The organism is Aquirufa nivalisilvae (genome assembly GCF_003143535.1).
GTDB classification, from domain to species: domain Bacteria; phylum Bacteroidota; class Bacteroidia; order Cytophagales; family Spirosomataceae; genus Aquirufa; species Aquirufa nivalisilvae.
In genome coordinates this window covers 2,526,502-2,547,339 of the sequence record NZ_CP029346.1, presented here as the reverse complement: position 1 = coordinate 2,547,339, position 20,838 = coordinate 2,526,502, and the positions used below count along the sequence as shown (strand labels likewise).

Below are 20,838 nucleotides of genomic sequence, written 5' to 3'. Positions count from 1 at the left end.
GAAGCTTATTTGGCTAATTGATTAATTAAGTAAACCAAGGTTAATGAGAATGAGGTTAAGCTAGTTGTTAAACCCATAATTTCTGCTGTAGTTAGACCTTTCTTCGCACCAAGTGGAATTCCATCAACAATAATTTCTGAACCAGGTAAAACCCTGGGGTAGCTCTTGAAAAAGAGAAACTTCTTGGTTCTACTAGAAATTCCATTAGGATTTTTTACATAAACATGACTTTTAATCGCATTAGGAGCAAATCCTCCAGCTTCAGAAATATAATCACTCAATTTAAAGTTAGGCTTGTAAGTTACAGAGATTGGGTTCTGAAGAGCGCCCGAAAGTTTAACTGTTTGATCAATTCTTGGAACATATATCGAATCTAAAGCCATCAAATACATGTTATCTTTAGAATTTGGATTAGCAATAATTTCTTCAATATTAATCCCAACAATTTCCGAATGCCTGTATAATTGAGCTCCTTCTAAAAATGCTCCTGCTTTGAGTCCACCTGATAATTCGATAAAATCTGATATTTTTTTCTGATTATTTTTAAGTGCATACACTCCTGGATAGTTCACCATTCCTTGAATGGAAACATATCTTTGATCTTCATAATCCGGTGATCGACGTATCGATAGTATGTCAAATGGAGTTAAAGTATATTGATTTCCATCATTAGAAAGTTGAAGATTTCCATCAATGTTAAATGTTTTGATTTCAATTTTATCATCTGAAATAGAGCCTAATCCATGAGTTACAACTCTTCTAGCTAATTCTAATTTGGAAAAACTTGCCCCATCTTTGAAACCTTTAGCTAATAAAATTAAATCTCCAACCTTCATCCCCTCCTTATATTCAAACTCACCCTCTTGGTTAACTTCTCCGAAAATACTGACAATTCTTTTCTCCTTTAAATTGGAGATACTGAATACTTTTATGACATCTTCTCGTTGTAATGGAATGTCAGCTACTTCCCCGCGTAAAATTTTCCCTAAATCAATGGAGATGATTTGAGGTTCAAAATTTTCTTGTCTGCGAGTAATGGTAACTCTATTAAGAAAGGCATCTTCTCTTGCGCCTTCAGCTCGTTTAATTAATTCTTTAACTGTATTTACTCCGTTTTCTAAGGCATACATACCCGGCCTAAATACCGCTCCTTCAATTTCTACTCTATTTTCAAACCTTTCAATGATAGCGCCAATGACATATTTATCTCCATTTTGGGGTAAAAAATTAGATACCTCATCTTGAGTTACATTCATAAGCTTCAATTCTCTTGAAGTATTTCGTGTAACTGGAATAGAATAAGTATAAGCTTTATTGGTAAATCCTCCAGCAAAACGTAATACATCTTTTAACGTTTCACCTTTGATTGTTTCAAAGATCATTGGTCGTTTAACCTCACCAACTAATTCGACTCTAGTTTCATAATCAGATATTCGAATGATATCCTGATCTTGTAAATGAATGTTATCTTTTTGATCTGCTTTTAATAGAAAATCATATAAGTCTAAAGTTCTTATAGTTTTATTCCCTCGAATTAATCGGATATTTCGATAAGATCCACTTGAACTGGGTCCACCTGCTAAATACAGCGCATTAAATATGGTCGCAAGAGACGACACTGTATAACTTCCGGGAAACTTTACTTCACCAGTTAATGTGACTCTAATGCTTCGTACATTTCCTAAAGTAACTTGGGCAGATGAACCACTTCCTGGTTTATTTAATCCCTGATATAATTGTCGAAGTCTTCCAATAATTCTATTTGATGCGGCATCAATACTCAAACCATTTACATAAATAGGGCTTAAATTGAGGATTTTGACGGTCCCTTCTGTACTGACTTTCACTTTGAAATTATCGAGTACATCTCCAAATATGTCAATATTAAGTTCATCTTCAGGACCTAATAGATAATTGCTTGGTGTGGCAATTTTAAGGTCGGGCTCGAAGTTTAAAGTTTCTGTGTCAAATAAATCAGCTCCGTATATTACTTTTTCTAATGCACTAGATCGTCTTAATTGTAATTCTTTATAGACTTTAACTAAACTATCATTATACACGTTTAACGGTTGTGCTAAAAATATTCTTTCTTGTGGTGTGAAAATTTGTTCGTCTAAGGACTTTTTTGATTTAGCGGTATTTGGATTACTAGAATTATCAACTGAATTAGAATTTTTAGTTTCAGCAGAATTTTCATCTTTTTTAGGCTTACTCAATTTTCCATTGGTAACTCTATTTCCTGCATTTTCGGAAGATTCAATTTTATTCCCAGATTTTGGACTAGTAGCGAGCTTGCTGAGTTTATCTCTCATTTTTGCAATATCAGCCGCAGTGTAACCTTGTGCTTTTGCAGCTTTTTCAATTTGCATTTCTGACATGCCACTGTCCACAGCTTTTTGATAAAACTGTGCGACTTCTTCTTCCGTCAAATCATCAACATTTTTTTTGCTTTGTGTTGTAGTTTGAGCAAATGATGCAAGGCTAACTAGGCATACTAATAGTAATATGAAGAGGCGATATGTATGCTGTGTTTTTTTGAAAAATCTCATAGACTAAGGAAATGAACTACTGTATTTATGCAAAATTAAGCCTTTTTTATTACTGAAGGTGCTTATTATTTATTATTTACTTAAAGGGGGCTCGAATTAAAATTTAGGACAAGCCAAAGTTCGTTTTATCTTTAAATATGGTTTTTTCAAGGATATGTCCCAATCAAATAAATAGGCAATCGAAATTTCATGGGCTCCTCCAGATGGTAAACCTAGGTTTGAAATAGTTAAATCATAAGAATAGCCAACCGAGAAATTATCTTGTCGGTAACCCACTAAAGCTACAATGGATTCTCGACTATTCATGATTCCATCACTGCTTTTTTTAATAGGAACACCTCGGTACCAAGCCCCTAAAACAATGGGTGAAAGCGTCAAATATGCCCCTAAATCCAATTGATCAAATGTTCCTTGATGTTTGTAATTTAAAACAGGACTGATACTTTTTTCTGTATTTCGGGCCCGATAAGAATTTTGTTCGAAATAACTGTCTTCTAGCATAATCTTTGTACCCAATTGAATACTAAATTTCATTGCTACTGGTGAAATAATAGTGGATGTTCTACTCGATAATGATTGATTTGGTGTATTTAAATGATGTACAGATAATCCTACCCAAGAGTTTCTTAGATTCAACATAGCTCCTGTTGAAAAGTCCGTGTAATTAGTAGAAGCCCCATTTTTCTCCCAATTTTTCAGAATTGGGTCATCACTGTTTTGATTGATACTCCCATTGTTCGTGTTAAATTGATCTCCAAAAATCAAATTTGAATAATCTAATCCACGGTTGACATAGGAACTTTGTATACCTACGGAAATAGAACTTTCTTCCGCTAAATTGATGTGATAGGCATACTGTAAACCAATGGATGTCGTTTGTAAATTGGAAAATTGTTTATCCGTAGTCATCACCAATCCCACACCACTATTTATATGAGAGAAATTGATGTCAGCCGTTAAGGAAGAAAATTGATAACTTGAACTAAGATTTGGCCATTGATTTCGATGATTGAAATTAATCTTAGATGTATTATTAATTCCAGCAAAAGCTGGTGAAATTAAAAGCGGAGCTGAATAGAATTGCGAAAGCTGAGGGTCTTGTGCAAGTACTTTTAATGGACCCATCAGAAATGCGCCAAAAAAGAAAAAAACAATACGGTATGATCCGAGTTTACGTCGCATAGCCAAGCAATTTAGTACTTAGCTTTTCAAAAACCAATATTTTACGTTATTTTGTGCTTAATCCATGTACTTGCCTACCTCTAGAATGATTAAAAAGTATCTATTTCTTTTTCTGGTTTGGCTTGTTTCTTTCCGAGCATTTTCGGATCCCAAAATTGTTTTTCGCAACAATTGTATTACTCAATGCGCCAATTGTGAAAAGGGGGTTAATCCTGATATGGCAACTGTCTTTGAATTGACGGAACATTTTCCAACAGGTACTACTTTTTCATGGGATTTTGGTGAGCCAGCAGCTCCAGGTGATAAAAAAAGCTCGGCAACGGGTGTACATCAGTATTGCATGCCAGGTACTTATACGGTTAAGGTGACTATTCAAAGTCCAGTAGCGAATACTCCTCCTGTGATTTTAACTGAAAAAGTAATCATTGGAAAATTGCCTTACATATATTTGGGAAAAGATACTTCTGAAGTAAAAAAAACGATTTGTTTAGGACAAGAATTGGTTTTGAATGCCTTTCAAAAAGTGGGGAGGCCATCTTATCCCATTGAGGTGTTGTGGTATCCTAAGGGACAAACGACAGATACCATCAAAGTAAGAGAATCAGGCTGTTATTCCGTGAAAATAACCGAACCTCAGTCGGGTTGTTCTGCCGAAGCCAAAATGCAGATTGATATTTGTGGGGAGAGAGATCCAAATCAAGTTTTATTGAAAGCTCCTCCAGCTTGGTATTTTGGAAGCAGTGCTGGAGTGAAATTTGAAAATCCAGATAACCCAACTCCCACCACTGGCCGAATTAATGTGCCTAATGGTGTGGCTGTTATGACAGATCAAACTAACAGTATCATCTATTATACGGATGGTCAAAAAGTCTTTGACCGCAATAATAATCCCATTACTTACACCAAAGATCCTGCTGCTTTAATCAATGGCGATATTAGTAATTCTCAAGGGGTGACAACTATGCCTAAAACTTCCTGCAAAGGCTGCCAATCGGAGTATTATATTTTCACATTGAAGAAAAATGCAGCGAATGAAAATCAGATTTATTACAGTATTGTGGATATGAAGCTGAACAAAGGGAAAGGGGGATTATCTGTTATCAATCAATTATTGAGTCCTGTCCCAAGTACCGAACGTTTAGTCGCCTCACAGGGAGGTTCTGGTTTTTATTGGTTGATTTCTCAAGATGCTAATAGCAATACCATACGCACTTTCAAGGTATCTGATGCAGGTATTTCTGCTCCAACTATTACCAGCCCTTCTGGGTCTACCAGCTTAACTAGCTCAGCTGGTTATACCAAAATTTCAACTGATTGGAGTAAGATGGCGGTAGTAATTCCTGGACCTCCAACCAACAAGTTGGATTTGTTTGATTATGATGCTTCTAGTAATGGTAAACCAACATATTTAACCACATTAGATTTAGGAGCTTCGCCACCTACTATTTATGGGGTGGAATATTCTCAAGATAAAAAAGTGCTTTATGTATCGATGCAAGGAGATGGGAAGACTATCAATTCTCAAATTTTGCAGTTTAATATATCCAAAAATAATGCAGATACCATTTTGGCATCTAAAAGGGTATTGTTAGATACTTTAGCTAAAATAGGAGCGTTGCAGATTGATCCCGTGTATAATACGATCATCTTTGTGGCAATTGAAGGAAGTTCAACTTTAGGAAAAATTACTCAGACCAATGATTTGATAAGTAATGCTGACTCACTTAAGCGAGCGAAGTATGAACCGAATGCAGTTACATTTCCTACCAATGTAACTAGTCAGTTGGGACTTCCCCCATCCATTCCCTCTCCTCCAAATCCAAGTAGCCCGCCGACTATCAAGCAGTCATGTGAGGGAACAACCTTTAGCTATAAGGTCGATAAAAAACTATGCGACCCCATGAACAATGACAAAATTGTATGGAAAATTTATAAGACAACTCTGAGTCCTTTTCCCACAAATACAGGTTTAACGGTTCCCTTAAATCCAGAAGGAACGCTTTATTATTCTTATGAAGGGGATGTCATGAAACATAAGTTTAAGGATGCTGGAAAATATGTCATTACAGCAGCTATTTCCAATGTTTGTGTGAAGGATTTTCTTTTGGATGCGCAGGAATTTGATATTCAAATCATGGAACCTCTTAGTTTAAAAGAAGAATATAATAGCATCTGCAAAGATAATGCCCAAGTTAAATTAGATAAGCTTCCACCTCAAAAGACCTTGACTTTTGAATGGAATTCAAAAGATAAGACTCCGGAAATAGTTGTTCCAAAGCCAGGAGGTGCTTATGAAGTAGTGGTAACTGATACCGCAACAGGTTGTTCTGTCACTAAAAAAACACAGGTTAATTTCTTAACCAATGAATATTTCTTTCCTAAAAAGGATTATTTCATTTGTATGGATGAAGTAACTCCACAAGCTATATTACAAATAGCAGGAAATAGTAGAGATTTTACCTTTGCTTGGTCACCTAATTCAGCCATAGTCAGTGCCTTGAATTTGAACTATGCCAAAATTAATCGAAACGGTACTTATCAAGTAGAAATTAAAGATGCTGATGGTTGTATCACATCTAGTACATATGAGGTGCCGGATAAATGCGAACCTTTGGTTTTTGCTCCATCGATATTTACCCCCAATGGGGATGGGAAAAATGATACCTTCAATCCAATTCCCAAGAACCCTGCTAGAACCCAGATTGTCAATGTTCAAATATTTAACCGCTGGGGAGAAATGCTTTTTTCTAAGCAGAGTTCTAATTCGGCAGAATTATCTTGGGATGGGAAATTCAATGGACAATTAGTTCCTCCGGATACTTATGCATGGGTAATTCAATATCAATCGACTCCCGAAAACTTCCCAGAAAAAGGTGTTATGACCTTACGTGGAGCTGTTGTTGTGGCGTATTAAATCAGTTAATTGATAAAGATTTTATGGGGACAATATGAATGAAATCTCATTCGTTCTTTTTCAAAATGCTTGAAAAAAACAACGCTGTCAAGGTTCAAAACCTTGACAGCGTTAAGGATTTTTACACAAAATTTTAATAAGCTCTTACCTCAATTCCTTTCATGAAATTGACAAATGCTTTATTAACTACTTGATTTCCTCCTGAGGTAGGGAAATTACCTGTAAAATACCAATCACCTAAATGATTCGGGCAAGCTACATTTAAATTGTCAACGGTTTGGTAAATGACTGCAACTTCAGCCTTAATGTGCTTAGGACGAACAATATCTGCTATTTTATTAGAGATTTCTTGGTCGGTAAACGGTGCATATATTGCTTTAACGAAGTTTTCGGTATGAGCCGTACCATTTTCTAAGGCAACTAGGCATTTTAAGTTAACTTCATCCAATATACTTTCTAATCCTCTTTCTTTTAAAAGGGCAAGTGCAGCTCTAAAGGCAACAAATTCCTTCATCTTCGACATGTCGATACCATAACAATCAGGATATCGGATTTGTGGAGCAGAAGAAACAATGACTATTTTCTTTGGAGACAATTTGTCTAATAGACTTAAAATACTCTTCTCCAAGGTCGTTCCGCGAACAATGGAATCATCAATTAAAACAACGGAATCAACTCCTTTATTGATTACCTCATAGGTAGTATCATACACATGAGAAACCATGTCGTCCCTTTGCTCGTCGCTCGTAATAAACGTACGAACCTTCACATCTTTGGAAATCAATTTCTCTACCCTTGGGCGGAAGGTCAACATTTCTTCCAATTCTTTTTCAAAAAGTATACCTCCCATGATAGCCTGTTTTCTCTCTTTGGCTAAATGGTCTTCTAAACCATCAATCATGCCCAAAAATGCAGTTTCTGCTGTGTTGGGAATGTAAGAGAATACGGTATTTTTAAGGTCATTGTTTACTTCCTCGAGAATTTGAGGGATTAATAATCGACCTAATTTTTTACGCTCAGAATAGATATCTGGATCTGAACCTCTGGAGAAATAAATACGCTCAAAAGAACATGATTTTTGCTCTAAACGATCGATGAATGGAGCTTCTTTTACGGAGCCATCCATGTCAATAACTAAGGCAGAACCAGGAGTAATTTCTTGAATTTGGTCATAAGCGCAATTGAAGCTGGTTTTGATAGCTTGCTTCTCAGACGCTACCACCACAACTTCTTCATCCATGTAATAGTATGCTGGGCGAATACCCGCTGGATCACGAGCCACAAAGGATGCGCCATATCCTGTTAAACCGACCATAGCGTAACCACCATCAAAATCTTTACATGAACGCTCTAATACACGAACTAAATCGATTTGCTCAGCTAGAATATCGGATAGTTCTGGGTTTTCATATTGGTCCCGATATTTCAAAAATTGTCTTTGGTTTTCTTCATCCAAAAAGTGACCAATTTTCTCCATGACAGTGACCGTATCTACTTTTTCCTTCGGGTGTTGACCTAAGGAAACTAATTTGTCAAATAAGTCATCCACATTGGTCATGTTGAAATTACCTGCCATCACTAAATTGCGACTTCTCCAGTTACTTTGACGTAACATCGGGTGACAGTTTTCTATTTCATTTTGTCCATGTGTACCATAGCGTAAGTGCCCTAACAATACTTCTCCGGTAAAGGCTACATTTTCTTGCCACCAGGCCGCATCATGACTCGGGTCAATACCCGTTTCACGCTTCACATCTTTGGCTAATTTTTGTGCTTTCCTGAATTTCTTGTTGATTTTTCCGAAGATATCGGCTACTGCTTGTGGCTCTACTGAGCGGTACCGACTGATATATCGGTTTCCTGGATTAACATTGATTTTGATATTGGCGACCCCTGCTCCGTCTTGACCTCGATTGACTTGTTTTTCCATCATCAAGTACAATTTGCTCAGGCCATAGGTCGGCGTTTTATACTTATCCAGATAATACTGAAAGGGCTTGCGCAATCGAATAAGGGCAATTCCACATTCGTGCTTTATTGAATCAGACATTTGGTATGCGTTTCAGAAGAGGTTTTTACTCAAAATCGAATACAAAACTAAGTAATTAAAATGATGGCTCAACGGAAATGTACATTATTTATTTCCTTATTTTAAGAAATCCCAAATAGCTGTAGGGGCTAAGAAGCTTCCCAAAATAAATACCACCAATACCGCATAAACCCACATATTTCCATTTTCGTTCCAAATAACTACGCCTTCTTCTTGCGTATTTTTCTTGAAATAAATTTGGTACGGAATCTTTAAATAATAGAAAATTCCTAAAGCTGTTGTTAAAATAGCTGTTACTAATAAAACCAAGGTTAAAATTTGAGAGCTGTTTTGATATTTTTCCCATAAAAAAGAAAAATAAGTAACCTTCGCAATGAAGCTCCCCGCTGGAGGTAAACCGGCCAAAGCCACCATTCCGATTAATAAAAATAAGGAAGCCAGCGGTCGACTTTTTGCCAATCCACTCCAATTTCCTAAATCTTGGGATTTATAAGGTCCAGAAGGAGCCTCATCAATTAAATAAAATACTAATAGCGAGCTCAAGCCGTAGATTAATGAATAAAATAAGAGTACTTCCGTGGCTTGCTGGCTAGGAAATAACCACGCCATAGCCATGAAACCTCCATGTGCAATACCTGAATAAGCAAGGAGTCGCTTTGAATTCCTTTGTCCTAATGCTCCCAAATTACCTACCAATAAGGTCAAAATAGCTAAAAAAGCAATTGGGACTTCTAATGAAATTGGAATGAAATGGAGTAATCGAATACCCAAAAATGTAATGGCTATTTTGGGAGCTGTTGAGATCCATGTCATCCAAGAGGCGGGTAAACTTTCTATCACATCAGGACTCCATGGGTGAAATGGGGCCCAAGCTAATTTAAATAAAAGGGAACTGGCGATTAAAGTGAGCGCAAGACCGACTAAATAAGGGTCGGCCGTTGATAAACCTCTGCTAAATGCTGGATTGATGATATGCATCGTTCCCGTAATACCATATACGAAGGAAATTCCATACAGTAAAAGTGCCGTACTAGCCAAACCGAATAATACATAGGGTAATATCGCTCTAGACCCTTCCGCGTCTTTTCGTATACCTACTAATAAATAAGTCCCCAAAGACATCCATTCGATGCTTAAAAATATACTTAACCAATGGCTACTTATGGAAACTAAAAGAGCTCCACCTAAAATGGACAAAAAACCCATTTTCTCTTCAAATTGGAAACTTTTTTGTTGAGCTTGATTGACTAGAATTAAAACAATCGCTAAAAATAAAAGTAAGGCATTGATGGAATTACTACCCGAATTAATCCAAAATAGGGAAAATGAAGCAAATCCTGTCATACTCGTAGTCATACGTTGTATGGCTAACACAAAGGCCAATAATAAGCCAATTTGAGTAATGAAATAACGCCAAGAGGTAGAGAATTTAGTGGATCTCCCATGTAAAAATAACTCGGCAAATATTCCAACCAAAATCCAAATGCAAAGAAGTAATTCAGGAATCATCAAGGAAAGTCCTTGGCTAATTCCATCTAGCTTCTGAGGTAAGGATTGAAGTATTTCTGGAGAAAACATATTGTAAACTTACAGTTTTTTGCCTAGTATTTTTTGACTTAAATAGTGCGCCGTGGGATTATTCTCCAATTTAACCATTTCTTCAGGACTGCCTTCAAAACAGATTTGTCCTCCTGCTTCTCCACCATCGGGTCCTAAATCGATAATATGATCAGCGCATTTAATCACTTCCATATTATGTTCAATGATGATAACACTGTCTCCCTGCTCTACCAAATCATTTAAGGCTTTCAACAGTTTTTTGATATCATGAAAGTGTAAACCTGTGGTAGGTTCATCAAAAATAAATAAAGTTTTTCCTTTGTTAGGGTTTCCTTTACCTAAGAAGCTAGCTAATTTCACTCGTTGTGCTTCTCCGCCTGAAAGCGAATTGGAAGACTGTCCTAATTTGATATACCCGAGTCCAACTTGAAATAGTGGATCGATTTTTTCAGCAATTTTCGGTGTTTTACTTTTGAAAAATGCCACACCTTCTTCCACCGTCATGTCCAGTATTTCAGCAATATTTTTGTCTTGAAATTTAATATCCAATATTTCTTGCTTGAATCTACTTCCTTGACATGATTCACAGACTAATTTAATATCCGCCATGAATTGCATTTCAATGGTGATTTCTCCTTCCCCTTGGCAAGTTTCGCAACGGCCTCCTTCTACATTGAAAGAGAAGTGAGATGGTTTATAACCTCTGGTTTTGGCTAATGGTAATTCAGCATATAAAGCACGAATGGCGTCATAGGCTTTAATATAGGTGACTGGGTTAGAACGAGAAGATTTACCAATGGGTTGTTGATCTACCATTTCCACACTAGCAATCTGAGAAACACTCCCCTTTAATTCTTTGAATTTCCCAGTTTCTTCGGTTCCTAATTGTAATTGACGTAAAAGTGCAGGATATAATATTTTACGAATCAAAGTTGATTTCCCTGATCCGCTGACACCCGTAACTACTGTCAATATTCCCAATGGAATCTTAACAGAGACATTTCTTAAATTATTTTCACTAGCTCCAATGATTTCAATATGAGCCAAACTCTTTCTGCGGAAGGAAGGAATTTCGATTCTATCGATTCCTTGCAAAAACTGCATCGTATGGCTAGTCAGGTCATGTCGGCTCAAAGCTTCCTCTAAATTTCCTTGGAACATGAGCTCTCCACCATGTCGACCAGCTTCTGGACCAATATCAATGATTTGATCTGCTGCACGCATGATATCTTCCTCATGTTCTACCACGATCACGGTATTGCCCATTTGCTTGAGCATCAACAATACAGAGATAAGTCTTTCCGTATCTCTTGGATGTAGACCTATGCTGGGCTCATCTAAAATATACATGGAACCTACCAAGGCACTACCTAAAGATGTAGCCAATTTAATGCGTTGGAATTCCCCTCCTGAAAGTGTTGAACTAAGTCGGTTTAATGTCAAATAACCCAAACCTACTCGGTTCATATAATCCAATCTATTTTTGATTTCGATTAATATTCGACGAGAAACTTGTTGGTCTGCTTCATTCAATTCTAAATTATCAAAAAAGCTTTTGACTTTGGAGATAGGCCAAAGCACCATGTCAATGATGGAATGTCCCTGAATTTTAACATAAGCTGCATCTTTTCTCAATCTTGAGCCTAAACATTCTGGGCAATTTGTTTTACCTCGGTAGCGAGAAAGCAAAACACGGTATTGGATTTTATAGGTTTCTTTTTCAAGATGCTCAAAAAATTGAGTCAATCCAGCAAAATATTTATTTCCAGTCCAAAGTAATTGCTTCTCTTGAACTGTCAGGTCTTTATAAGGTCGATGTATGGGAAAATCAAAGCTAACTCCATTACGAATCAATGGATAAAGCCATTCGCTCATGCGTTCACTCCTCCAAGGAGCAATGGCTCCCTCGTATACCGAAAGCTCGGTATCAGGAAATACTAAATCAGGGTCTAAGCCTAATACCTTTCCATAACCTTCACAATTTTTACAAGCACCATACGGATTATTGAAAGAGAACAGATTTAAGCTGGGTTCTTCAAAAGAGATTCCATCTAACTCAAATTTATCAGAGAAGATTTTTCTTTTTTGACCTTCTAATTCAACCCAACAAATTCCTTCACCTTCAAAATAAGCTGTTTGGACCGAATCCCCTAGGCGAAATTGAGTTTCCTCGTCGTCCGCTTTACTGATTAGGCGATCAACCAAAATGGCCAAGTCAGCTGAGTTTTTATCTATTTTTTTCAATAATGCATCATCCTCCACTAACTCTTCCAAATTCAAAATATCATCTCCTAATTTTAAACGTGTGTATCCTTTTTGAATTAATAATTGACATTCATTCTTCAGACCACGACCTTCATGGCGGAGTAGGGGAGCTAGAATGATGACTTTCTTTTGTGGGAATTGCATGATCCAGTCCACAATCACTGAAACTGAATCTTTTTTTACTTCTATACCTGAAATGGGGGAATACGTTTTTCCGATTCGGGCAAAAAGTAATTTGAGGTAATCATATATTTCGGTAGTAGTACCTACGGTTGATCTAGGGTTTTTTGTATTGACTTTTTGCTCAATGGCTATAGCAGGAGAAACGCCCCGAATATAATCTACGGCAGGTTTTTCCATACGACCAAGAAATTGACGGGCATAGCTATTGAGGCTTTCAACGTACATACGTTGGCCTTCAGCAAAAAGTGTGTCGAAAGCTAATGAGGATTTACCTGAGCCAGATAAACCTGTTATAACGACTAATTGATTACGAGGAATGGCGACATCCAAATTTTTTAAATTATGGACACGGGCACCTTTGATGATGATGTGTGTTCTAGGGTCTAAATTTTCTATTCCCTGATTGCTTACCAAACTCGAATTCGGATGATTCATATAACAAAATTATCCTTTAATTTTGTTAATCGTATTTTCAACATCATAATCCACCAATTTTTTCGTTTTTACTCAAAAAAATATTCATGAAACATATATTCTTACTTTGTTTTTTAATCAGTTGTGGTGTGATTTTTGAATCTAAGGCCCAGGAACCAGTAGTTATTAAAGAAGAGGGGGCCAAAGGAGATTTGGATGTAGAACCCGATGTAAGCGAGTTAACCTTTCGTCAGCGCTTGCATTTTGGTGGAGGACTTTCGGGATTGAGTTTTGGAAATCCCACAAGTATTGGTGTTTCTCCTATGGCCGGTTATCAATTGGCTAATAATACCATAGCTGGAGTAGGATTAACCTACCAGTATTATTCTGTTAATTATGGAGGAAATATTGGAAAGTTAACCAGTAATCTACTTGGCGAGCGTATTTTTATTCGACAGTACATTCCTACTTTAACAGCCTTGCTGGGTCAGAGTTATCTAGTGGGTCAAGTGGAAAATTATTCCAATTTGTCGGACAGTAATGCCAGCAACTATTATGGATACTCTAATCCCGTATTAGTGGGGATAGGTATTGGATCCAAGCTTGGAATTAATTTATCTGTGATGTACGACTTGAATTACAGCTCGTCTTCAATGAAAGCATCTCCCTATGGCTCTGCATTAGTAGTTCAAGTAGGCGGGTTTTTCTTTTAATTTTCAAAACATTTGTAAGATTTTAGGGTATATAAGCTAGAATTAGCTCATGCTGTGTGATTCTGATAATTTTCATTTTTTTTAATGAGACTTCTCCATTTTTTTCACGCATAAATGCTTAATTTCGAAATAATGTTTTACCCTAATCATCTAACCTGACAATGACTGAACCTCTTTTGGTGGAAGACCCCAACCGATTCGTACTTTTCCCAATTAAACACAACGATATTTGGAAGTTTTATAAACAAGCGGAAGCTTCTTTTTGGACTGCAGAGGAAATTGATTTACAACAAGATTTAGCCGATTGGAAGAAAATGAATGACGGAGAGCGTCATTTTATTTCTCATGTTTTGGCGTTTTTCGCTGCTTCGGACGGAATTGTTAACGAGAATTTAGCCAATAACTTTTTGAAAGAGGTTCAATATGCAGAGGCTAAATGTTTTTATGGTTTTCAAATCATGATGGAAAACATTCACTCGGAAACCTATTCCTTGTTGATTGATACCTACATTCAAGAACCTAAAGAGAAAGATCGTTTGTTGAGAGCCATCGAAACCATTGATTGCGTTAAGAAAAAAGCGGAGTGGGCATTGAAATGGATCGAGAGTGAAAGTTTTGTCGAGCGTTTGATTTCATTTGCAGCGGTAGAGGGGATCTTTTTCTCAGGATCATTCTGTTCTATTTTCTGGTTAAAGAAACGTGGATTAATGCCAGGTTTATCTTTCTCCAATGAGTTGATTTCTCGCGACGAAGGTTTGCACTGTGATTTTGCATGTTTGTTATATACAGATCACATCAAAAATAAAGTATCTCAAGAACGTGTATATGAAATTATCACGAATGCGGTGGAGATTGAAAAAGAATTTGTGACCGTAGCATTACCTGTTTCCTTGATTGGAATGAATGCTGATTTGATGTGTCAATACATTGAGTTTGTTGCTGACCGTTTATTGGTTTCCTTAGGATGCAAGAAGTTTTACAATGCGTCTAACCCATTTGATTTCATGGAAATGATTTCCTTACAGGGTAAGACAAATTTCTTTGAAAAGCGTGTGGCTGAATATCAAAAATCAGGAGTAATGTCTGACAAGGATACCATGTCGTTCAGTTTAGACGAAGACTTTTAGTCGATCGATAACCGATATTGAAATGCCTCTCAGTTTTGGGAGGCATTTTTTTTACCATCTCTCAACTATCATGGGGATGACTAGGCCAATCACAATACCTGAGATGACGAGCACCCAAGAAGCCATTTTGAATTTTATTAATCGAATCAATAAGCTAGAAATAATCAAAATGCTGATTACTACCACAATTTGACCTATTTCTAAGCCAACATTGAAAGCAAATAAAGGGCCAACAATGGAGCTTTCTTTACCTAATAAACTTTGTAGGTAATTCGAAAAACCCAAGCCATGGATTAGACCAAATATACCAACCAAAATATATTTTAGTGAGGAGTTTTCTTGTTTTTTTAGCCCTGAGTCTTTATAGGTAAAATTTCCAATGGCAGATATTAAGATGGTGCATGGGATCAAGAATTCAATCCAATGCATGGAAACTTGAATCCAACCCAGTGTAGCTAATGCCAGTGTTAATGAATGCCCTAAAGTAAAAGCTGTTATTAGAAAGAATAGGTTTTTACTATCTGAGAATCGGTAAATACATGTAAGAGACAGTATAAATAGTAAATGATCTAAAGCTTGAATATTTAAAATATGTTGTAAGCCAAGAGTTAAATAGGTATTAAAATAGGTCATTATTATGTGGTTTTTGTGTAAAATTATTGAAATTCAGGAAAATAAAGCAAATCGACCTATTTAAATATGTCTAGTTTTGATTACATCATTGTGGGGGCTGGAACAGCAGGATGCGTCTTAGCGAATCGACTATCTTCTAACCCCAACATTTCTGTATTGTTGGTGGAGGCAGGAATAAATAACCAAGATCCTCGAGTGGAAATGCCCTCTGCTTATTCCTTACTGCAAAAAAGCCATTTAGACTGGAACTTTTATACGGAGCCACAAGCCATGCTGAATGGTCGAAAAATATATCAGCCAAGAGGAAAGACTATAGGAGGAAGCAGTGCGATTAATTGCATGGCCTATATCCGAGGAAACTCAGCTGATTTTGATGATTGGGCTGCTGCTGGATGTAAGGGTTGGGCATACCAAGATTTATTACCCTATTTTAAAAAATCCGAAAGAAATACTTTCTTTTCTAACGATTACCATGGACATGATGGCCCCATTACGGTAAGTAATGCCGTACATATTAGTCCATTTGGTGAAGCATTTGTGGAGGCTTGTCAAGAAGTTGGGATTCCAGAGAATAGGGATTTTAACGGAGAAAAGCAGGTTGGGGCGGGTTATTTTCAATTTACTATTCAAGATGGAGTTCGGAGCTCAGCAGCTAAAGGTTTTATTGCACCAGCATTGAAACGCAGCAATTTGAAAATTATTAGCCAATTTCATGTAGCCTCTTTAGTGATGGAAGGGGAAAAGGTCTTGGGGGTTCAGGGATATTATCGAGGTTCTAAAAATCTGTCGGAATATCGGGCTAATAAAGATGTGATTTTGTCAGCAGGTTCTTTTCAAAGCCCACAAATTATGCTTTTGTCAGGAATTGGAGATGAATCCTATTTACGATCTTTTGGAATAGCTTGTCGACATAACTTATCAAAAGTAGGTCAAAATCTTTCAGATCATGTGTTTATTAATATGAATACAAGGGCTAATACACAAGGGGAATCCTACAATATGGCCTTGAATTTGAAGAATTTTGCGACTTATCTCATGAGTCACCAAGGGCCACTATCGTCTAGTCCTTTAGAGGCTTGTGCCTTTTTTGATTCGGTACATCAATTAGAACGTCCTGATTTGCAATTTCATTTTTCTTCTGCTTGGGCCTATGACTTGTATGATAAAAATAATTTGCCCTTATCAGATGGTTATACAGTATTACCTACCCTGTTGAAACCCAAAAGTAGAGGATATGTGGGGTTGAGGTCATCTAACCCTTGGGATGCACCTTTGATTGATCCTAAATTTTTAACAGATGTAGGAGGAGAAGATTTGGCAACGCTGGTTCGGGGAGTCAAGTTGGCCAAAGAAATTATGTTATCCTCGGCTTTTGAGCCTTTACGATTGAATGATCAAGTTAATTATCCTGCAGGATCAGATTGGTCTGAGGAATTTATTTTGAATCACATACGGGAAGCCTTGGAATGTGTGTACCATCCAGTGGGTACGTGTAGCATGGGAATAGGTCGAGATGCTGTGGTAGATCCATCGGATATGAGAGTACGTGGCTTGAAAGGATTGCGTGTAGCAGATGCTTCAGTCATGCCTGAATTGGTGGCAGGGAATACCAACGCTGCGGTAATGGCTATTGCTGAAAAAGCAGCGGATTTAATCTTAGATTTTGATTTTGAGTAAGAAAATGATGAATATTGTTTTTATGTTTAAAAAACGAATTATGAAAAACCTATTATTAACACTAGCGTGCTTTTGCACGACCTTTTACCTTATGGCACAGAAAGCGGATGTGAACTCTCTGAGAGAGGCGGAATTGAATCGATTTAAAATCATGGTAGCACAAGACGGTGCTGGATTAGACAAAGTTTTACACAAAGACTTAGTGTATATTCACTCTTCGGGTACTCAAGACACCAAAGCGTCTTACATTGAATCCATCGTTTCTCAGAAAACCATTTATGCGATTATAGAGCCAGAAGAATTTACGCAGCGAATTTATGGTAATATTGGTATCAATACGGGTATTGTGAATGTGACCAATAAAAAGGACGGTGCCTTTTTGCCTGTCAATCGTTTGAAATTTACAGACGTTTTTATCTTTGAGAATGGCCGTTGGCAAATGGTTTCTTGGCAATCTTTAAAGATCAATAAGTAATTCGCAGTTCTTCTGCGAATGCTTCTAATGCCTGATAAATGAGTGTTAATTCCTCATTTTTGATGCAATATGGAGCCAAAATATACAGAGTATTTCCAAGGGGTCTTAATAAGATCCCTTTTTTTATGAAATATTGGTAGGCAATATCACGAAGCGGGTGCATGTACCCAGTGGCTTCACCTACCTGCAAATCCAAGGCTAAGATGGTACCCTGTTGACGAATATTTTGTAGTATAGGGTGATTTCTTTGAGATTCTGCCCATTGTTGATGCGCGAGCATGATACGTTCAATATTGATCCAAGTTTCTTCTTTTTCCATTAAATCCAAACTTGCATTAGCTGCAGCACATGCCAGTGGATTGGCAGTGAATGAATGGGAGTGAAACAAGGTCTTTTTACGGTCATTGGACAAAAAACTATCGAATAATTCATTGGAACAGCAAGTTACTCCCATGGCCATCATGCCTCCTGTAAGTCCTTTTGACAAACAAACGATATCTGGTTTTTCATGCAAATAATCCATGGCAAACCATTTTCCAGTCCTGCCAAAACCCGTCATGATTTCATCTGCAATACATAATAAACCATGCTCATGTGCCAATTGAATTAAGGCATCTAATGTGCTAGCTTCGTACATCAGCATTCCACCTGCCCCTTGAACCAATGGTTCAAAAATAAAGGCAGCATATTCATCTGGGGCCGAGGCTAAACGAGATTTCATGTCCTGAATACATGCTTCAGGATTGTTGGGTTGGGAGATGAACTCTACCTCAAACAACATGTCTTGAAACGGTGCATTGAAAGAGCTGGGAGCTCCTAGACTCATGGCACCAAAAGTGTCACCGTGGTATGCGTCTTGTAAGGCAAGTATTTTCCTCTTTTGAGTATTTCCTTGATTATGGAAATATTGTAAGGCCATTTTCACGCCTACTTCTACAGCGGTACTACCATTATCTGAGAAAAATACTTTTTGGAAATGATTTGGCAAATGTGCTAAAAGCCTTTCCGACAAAGTAATAGCAGGTTCATGGGTGAAGCCAGCAAAAATAACCTGCTCAATTTTAAGGGCTTGTTCATAGATCTTTTGCGCCATATATGGATGCCCATGACCGTGGATATTCACCCACCATGAACTAATGGCGTCTAAGTACTTTTCTTCATTTTCTCCATATAACCAGCAACCTTCTCCTTTTGTAATGGGGATAGAAAAAGGTTCAATCTGGTGTTGTGTAAAAGGATGCCAAATAACGGCAGCATCCCTTTGAACGTAAGAATTATAAATGGAATTGTTGGGCATAATGATCTATGATGCTATCATCTATTTTTTGCTCTTCATTGACACGCAAAAGTAAGGGCAATTGGGTGTAATTGAGAATAAATTTTTCTCCAGATGGATTTTCTGGACCGTTAAAAACAATACCTAAGATGGATATGCCTCTTTGTTGTAGCATTTCAAAACTCAGTAAGGTATGATTAATACTTCCTAGGTAATTTTTGCTCACTAAAATAACGGGAGCATCTAAGGATTGTATTAAGTCTATATTGGTTTGCTGATCATTGATGGGAACCATTAAGCCACCAGCTAATTCAATCACTAAAGGTTGTGAACTTGCTGGTTTTTGAAATTGATTCAATTCAATGCTTATTCCATCTAATTCAGCAGCAGTATGAGGTGAAAGCGGTTGGCTTAGTCGGTAGGTAGAAGGCCATATAGTTAGATTAGGGTGTTTTACCCATTGCTGAATCCAATAGGCATCCCCTTGGTCCAAATCACCAGATTGTATAGGTTTCCAATAGTCGGCCTTTAGAGCTTTAGTCAAGATAGCGGAAACAACTGTCTTGCCGATTTCTGTTCCAATTCCGGCCACGATGATGGTCTGACTCATATATTTGATTCTAATAATTGAATTAAATCAAGCATGTCTTTTTGTTGGGTCAAGGCACTTAAGGTAATTCGAATGCGTTCTTCTTCTTTGGGAACGGTTGGGTAAACAATAGGTTTTAAGCCAAAGCCTTTTTCTTGGGCTACTTGGGCGATACGTCTAACTTCTTGATTGCCTGGAACGATGAACGTTTGAATGGCACTTTGGCTTTTTCCCCAATTTGGGTGGGAGTTATGTTCTTGAAAAAACGTGATGTTTTTCTTTAGTTTTTCTCGTAGTTCATCTTGAATCTGTATGAAATGTAATGTGGTTAATAAGGCACATATGTGGGCGGGAGTAGGACCTGTAGAATAGATGAAGGAACGTGCAAAATTGATAAGGTATTGTCTCAAAGCTTGAGAGCCTAATACCACAGCACCAGCATTGCCCCAAGCCTTCCCAAAAGTGATCACTCGAGCAAATACTTGCTCGACAAGCCCTAACTCTTGAACTAAGCCAGCACCTTTAAACCCGTGTACTCCACCAGAATGGGCTTCATCTACAATTAATTCGAAATCGTATAGTTGTTTGAGTTCTATGTATTTTTGAAGAGGTGCTTGATCTCCATCCATGGAATAAATGGATTCTACGACTACCCATTTGGTTTGATGGGGATATTTGGCCAATTCAGTGGACAGAGCTTCCCAATCATTATGCTTAAATATAACTTTTTTGCCTTTCCCTAAACGAATGCCATCAATGATGCTAGCATGAAGGAGTTGATCACAAAAGACAATATGATCTGCTTGACTGATGGAAGAGAGTAAGCCTAGATTTGCTTCAAAGCCCGAGCCAAAGAGAAGGGCTGCTTCAGCATGGTGTATTTGTGCACAAGCTATTTCGAAATTTTCAACCAAAGAATTATTGCCTGAAATTAGTCGAGAACCCGTTGCCCCATTGATGGGAATTTGCCCATTGTTTTGTGCTAACCAATTTTCAAAATCTTTGGTAATCAACTGGTTTAGTTCTTGATTTTTGGCTAAACCTAGGTAGTCATTGGAGCAAAAATCGATGAAATGATCCACGTGTTGTAGGCTCCGTAAAAGGCCATCTTTCCGACGGATTTCCAATTGATCGACTAAATATTGTTGGATCTTGCTCATGATATTCAGGCCATAAAAGTACAAAAATAATGAGCCGTAGCGGGGAAATACTACAGATATCCCCCAATTTT

The 20,838-nt window shown here is 37.4% G+C and carries 14 protein-coding genes; 5 read left to right on the top strand and 9 right to left on the bottom strand.

The features are described 5' to 3' along the window. Positions 1 to 5 precede the first annotated feature (5 nt). Both HME7025_RS10810 and HME7025_RS10805 read right to left on the bottom strand, forming a co-directional pair. Positions 6 to 2,549 carry an SLBB domain-containing protein gene (locus tag HME7025_RS10810; protein WP_109323919.1) on the bottom strand — a complete coding sequence of 848 codons (2,544 nt, stop codon included), beginning with the start codon at positions 2,547 to 2,549 and terminating at the stop codon, positions 6 to 8. 96 nt (positions 2,550 to 2,645) lie between these two features. After that, a complete protein-coding gene (locus HME7025_RS10805) occupies positions 2,646 to 3,731 on the bottom strand; it encodes a PorP/SprF family type IX secretion system membrane protein (protein ID WP_109323918.1) in 1,086 nt (361 codons plus the stop codon). 217 nt (positions 3,732 to 3,948) lie between these two features. Between HME7025_RS10805 and HME7025_RS10800 the strand changes: the two genes are divergently transcribed. Then, complete coding sequence (locus HME7025_RS10800; protein ID WP_161956237.1) at positions 3,949 to 6,645, top strand: T9SS type B sorting domain-containing protein; 2,697 nt, start codon at positions 3,949 to 3,951, stop codon at positions 6,643 to 6,645. A 133-nt stretch (positions 6,646 to 6,778) separates the two neighbouring features. Here HME7025_RS10800 and HME7025_RS10795 read toward each other — a convergent pair whose 3' ends face one another. The 3 genes from HME7025_RS10795 to uvrA form a co-directional block, all read right to left on the bottom strand. After that, on the bottom strand, positions 6,779 to 8,695 hold the full coding sequence (locus tag HME7025_RS10795; RefSeq protein WP_109323911.1) for an amidophosphoribosyltransferase: 1,917 nt from the start codon (positions 8,693 to 8,695) through the stop codon (positions 6,779 to 6,781). A 96-nt stretch (positions 8,696 to 8,791) separates the two neighbouring features. After that, positions 8,792 to 10,273 (bottom strand): NADH-quinone oxidoreductase subunit N, encoded by a 1,482-nt coding sequence (locus tag HME7025_RS10790; RefSeq protein ID WP_109323910.1) that lies wholly within the window; start codon positions 10,271 to 10,273, stop codon positions 8,792 to 8,794. A gap of 9 nt (positions 10,274 to 10,282) precedes the next feature. Then, on the bottom strand, positions 10,283 to 13,138 hold the full coding sequence (gene uvrA / locus HME7025_RS10785) for an excinuclease ABC subunit UvrA (RefSeq protein ID WP_109323909.1): 2,856 nt from the start codon (positions 13,136 to 13,138) through the stop codon (positions 10,283 to 10,285). 86 nt (positions 13,139 to 13,224) lie between these two features. Here uvrA and HME7025_RS10780 point away from each other — a divergent pair, with 86 nt between their 5' ends. Next, the gene (locus tag HME7025_RS10780; protein ID WP_109323908.1) at positions 13,225 to 13,830 is read left to right on the top strand and encodes a hypothetical protein; all 606 of its coding nucleotides are present in this window, start codon (positions 13,225 to 13,227) and stop codon (positions 13,828 to 13,830) included. A gap of 161 nt (positions 13,831 to 13,991) precedes the next feature. Then, positions 13,992 to 14,957 carry a ribonucleoside-diphosphate reductase small subunit gene (locus tag HME7025_RS10775; RefSeq protein ID WP_109323907.1) on the top strand — a complete coding sequence of 322 codons (966 nt, stop codon included), beginning with the start codon at positions 13,992 to 13,994 and terminating at the stop codon, positions 14,955 to 14,957. A gap of 51 nt (positions 14,958 to 15,008) precedes the next feature. Here HME7025_RS10775 and HME7025_RS10770 read toward each other — a convergent pair whose 3' ends face one another. Then, a complete protein-coding gene (locus tag HME7025_RS10770; RefSeq protein WP_109323906.1) occupies positions 15,009 to 15,590 on the bottom strand; it encodes a HupE/UreJ family protein in 582 nt (193 codons plus the stop codon). Between the two features lie 66 nt (positions 15,591 to 15,656). Here HME7025_RS10770 and HME7025_RS10765 point away from each other — a divergent pair, with 66 nt between their 5' ends. Together HME7025_RS10765 and HME7025_RS10760 are read left to right on the top strand one after the other, a co-directional pair. Then, positions 15,657 to 17,267: a GMC family oxidoreductase gene (locus tag HME7025_RS10765; RefSeq protein WP_109323905.1), complete on the top strand. Its 1,611-nt coding sequence runs from the start codon at positions 15,657 to 15,659 to the stop codon at positions 17,265 to 17,267. A gap of 91 nt (positions 17,268 to 17,358) precedes the next feature. Next, the gene (locus HME7025_RS10760; protein WP_161566860.1) at positions 17,359 to 17,742 is read left to right on the top strand and encodes a nuclear transport factor 2 family protein; all 384 of its coding nucleotides are present in this window, start codon (positions 17,359 to 17,361) and stop codon (positions 17,740 to 17,742) included. On the opposite strand, the gene bioA is transcribed toward HME7025_RS10760, so the two are convergent. From bioA to HME7025_RS10745, 3 genes are read right to left on the bottom strand one after another with little or no spacing between them, the layout of a single operon-like run. Next, positions 17,732 to 19,039, bottom strand: coding sequence for an adenosylmethionine--8-amino-7-oxononanoate transaminase (bioA, locus tag HME7025_RS10755; protein ID WP_109323903.1), 1,308 nt, complete (start codon positions 19,037 to 19,039; stop codon positions 17,732 to 17,734). The two genes, HME7025_RS10760 and bioA, sit on opposite strands and share 11 nt — an antisense overlap. Next, a complete protein-coding gene (bioD, locus tag HME7025_RS10750) occupies positions 19,017 to 19,628 on the bottom strand; it encodes a dethiobiotin synthase (RefSeq protein WP_109323902.1) in 612 nt (203 codons plus the stop codon). Before bioD ends, bioA begins: the two co-directional genes overlap by 23 nt. Next, on the bottom strand, positions 19,625 to 20,767 hold the full coding sequence (locus HME7025_RS10745; RefSeq protein WP_109323901.1) for an aminotransferase class I/II-fold pyridoxal phosphate-dependent enzyme: 1,143 nt from the start codon (positions 20,765 to 20,767) through the stop codon (positions 19,625 to 19,627). Before HME7025_RS10745 ends, bioD begins: the two co-directional genes overlap by 4 nt. Positions 20,768 to 20,838: the final 71 nt, after the last annotated feature.

Coding starts and splice junctions, on each gene's coding strand:
- HME7025_RS10790 (WP_109323910.1), bottom strand. CDS start 10,273: ATGTTTTCTCCAGAAATACTTCAATCCTTACCTCAGAAGCTAGATGGA.
- HME7025_RS10805 (WP_109323918.1), bottom strand. CDS start 3,731: ATGCGACGTAAACTCGGATCATACCGTATTGTTTTTTTCTTTTTTGGC.
- HME7025_RS10795 (WP_109323911.1), bottom strand. CDS start 8,695: ATGTCTGATTCAATAAAGCACGAATGTGGAATTGCCCTTATTCGATTG.
- bioD (WP_109323902.1), bottom strand. CDS start 19,628: ATGAGTCAGACCATCATCGTGGCCGGAATTGGAACAGAAATCGGCAAG.
- HME7025_RS10765 (WP_109323905.1), top strand. CDS start 15,657: ATGTCTAGTTTTGATTACATCATTGTGGGGGCTGGAACAGCAGGATGC.
- HME7025_RS10775 (WP_109323907.1), top strand. CDS start 13,992: ATGACTGAACCTCTTTTGGTGGAAGACCCCAACCGATTCGTACTTTTC.
- HME7025_RS10745 (WP_109323901.1), bottom strand. CDS start 20,767: ATGAGCAAGATCCAACAATATTTAGTCGATCAATTGGAAATCCGTCGG.
- HME7025_RS10810 (WP_109323919.1), bottom strand. CDS start 2,549: ATGAGATTTTTCAAAAAAACACAGCATACATATCGCCTCTTCATATTA.
- HME7025_RS10780 (WP_109323908.1), top strand. CDS start 13,225: ATGAAACATATATTCTTACTTTGTTTTTTAATCAGTTGTGGTGTGATT.
- bioA (WP_109323903.1), bottom strand. CDS start 19,039: ATGCCCAACAATTCCATTTATAATTCTTACGTTCAAAGGGATGCTGCC.
- HME7025_RS10800 (WP_161956237.1), top strand. CDS start 3,949: ATGGCAACTGTCTTTGAATTGACGGAACATTTTCCAACAGGTACTACT.
- HME7025_RS10770 (WP_109323906.1), bottom strand. CDS start 15,590: ATGACCTATTTTAATACCTATTTAACTCTTGGCTTACAACATATTTTA.
- HME7025_RS10760 (WP_161566860.1), top strand. CDS start 17,359: ATGGCACAGAAAGCGGATGTGAACTCTCTGAGAGAGGCGGAATTGAAT.
- uvrA (WP_109323909.1), bottom strand. CDS start 13,138: ATGAATCATCCGAATTCGAGTTTGGTAAGCAATCAGGGAATAGAAAAT.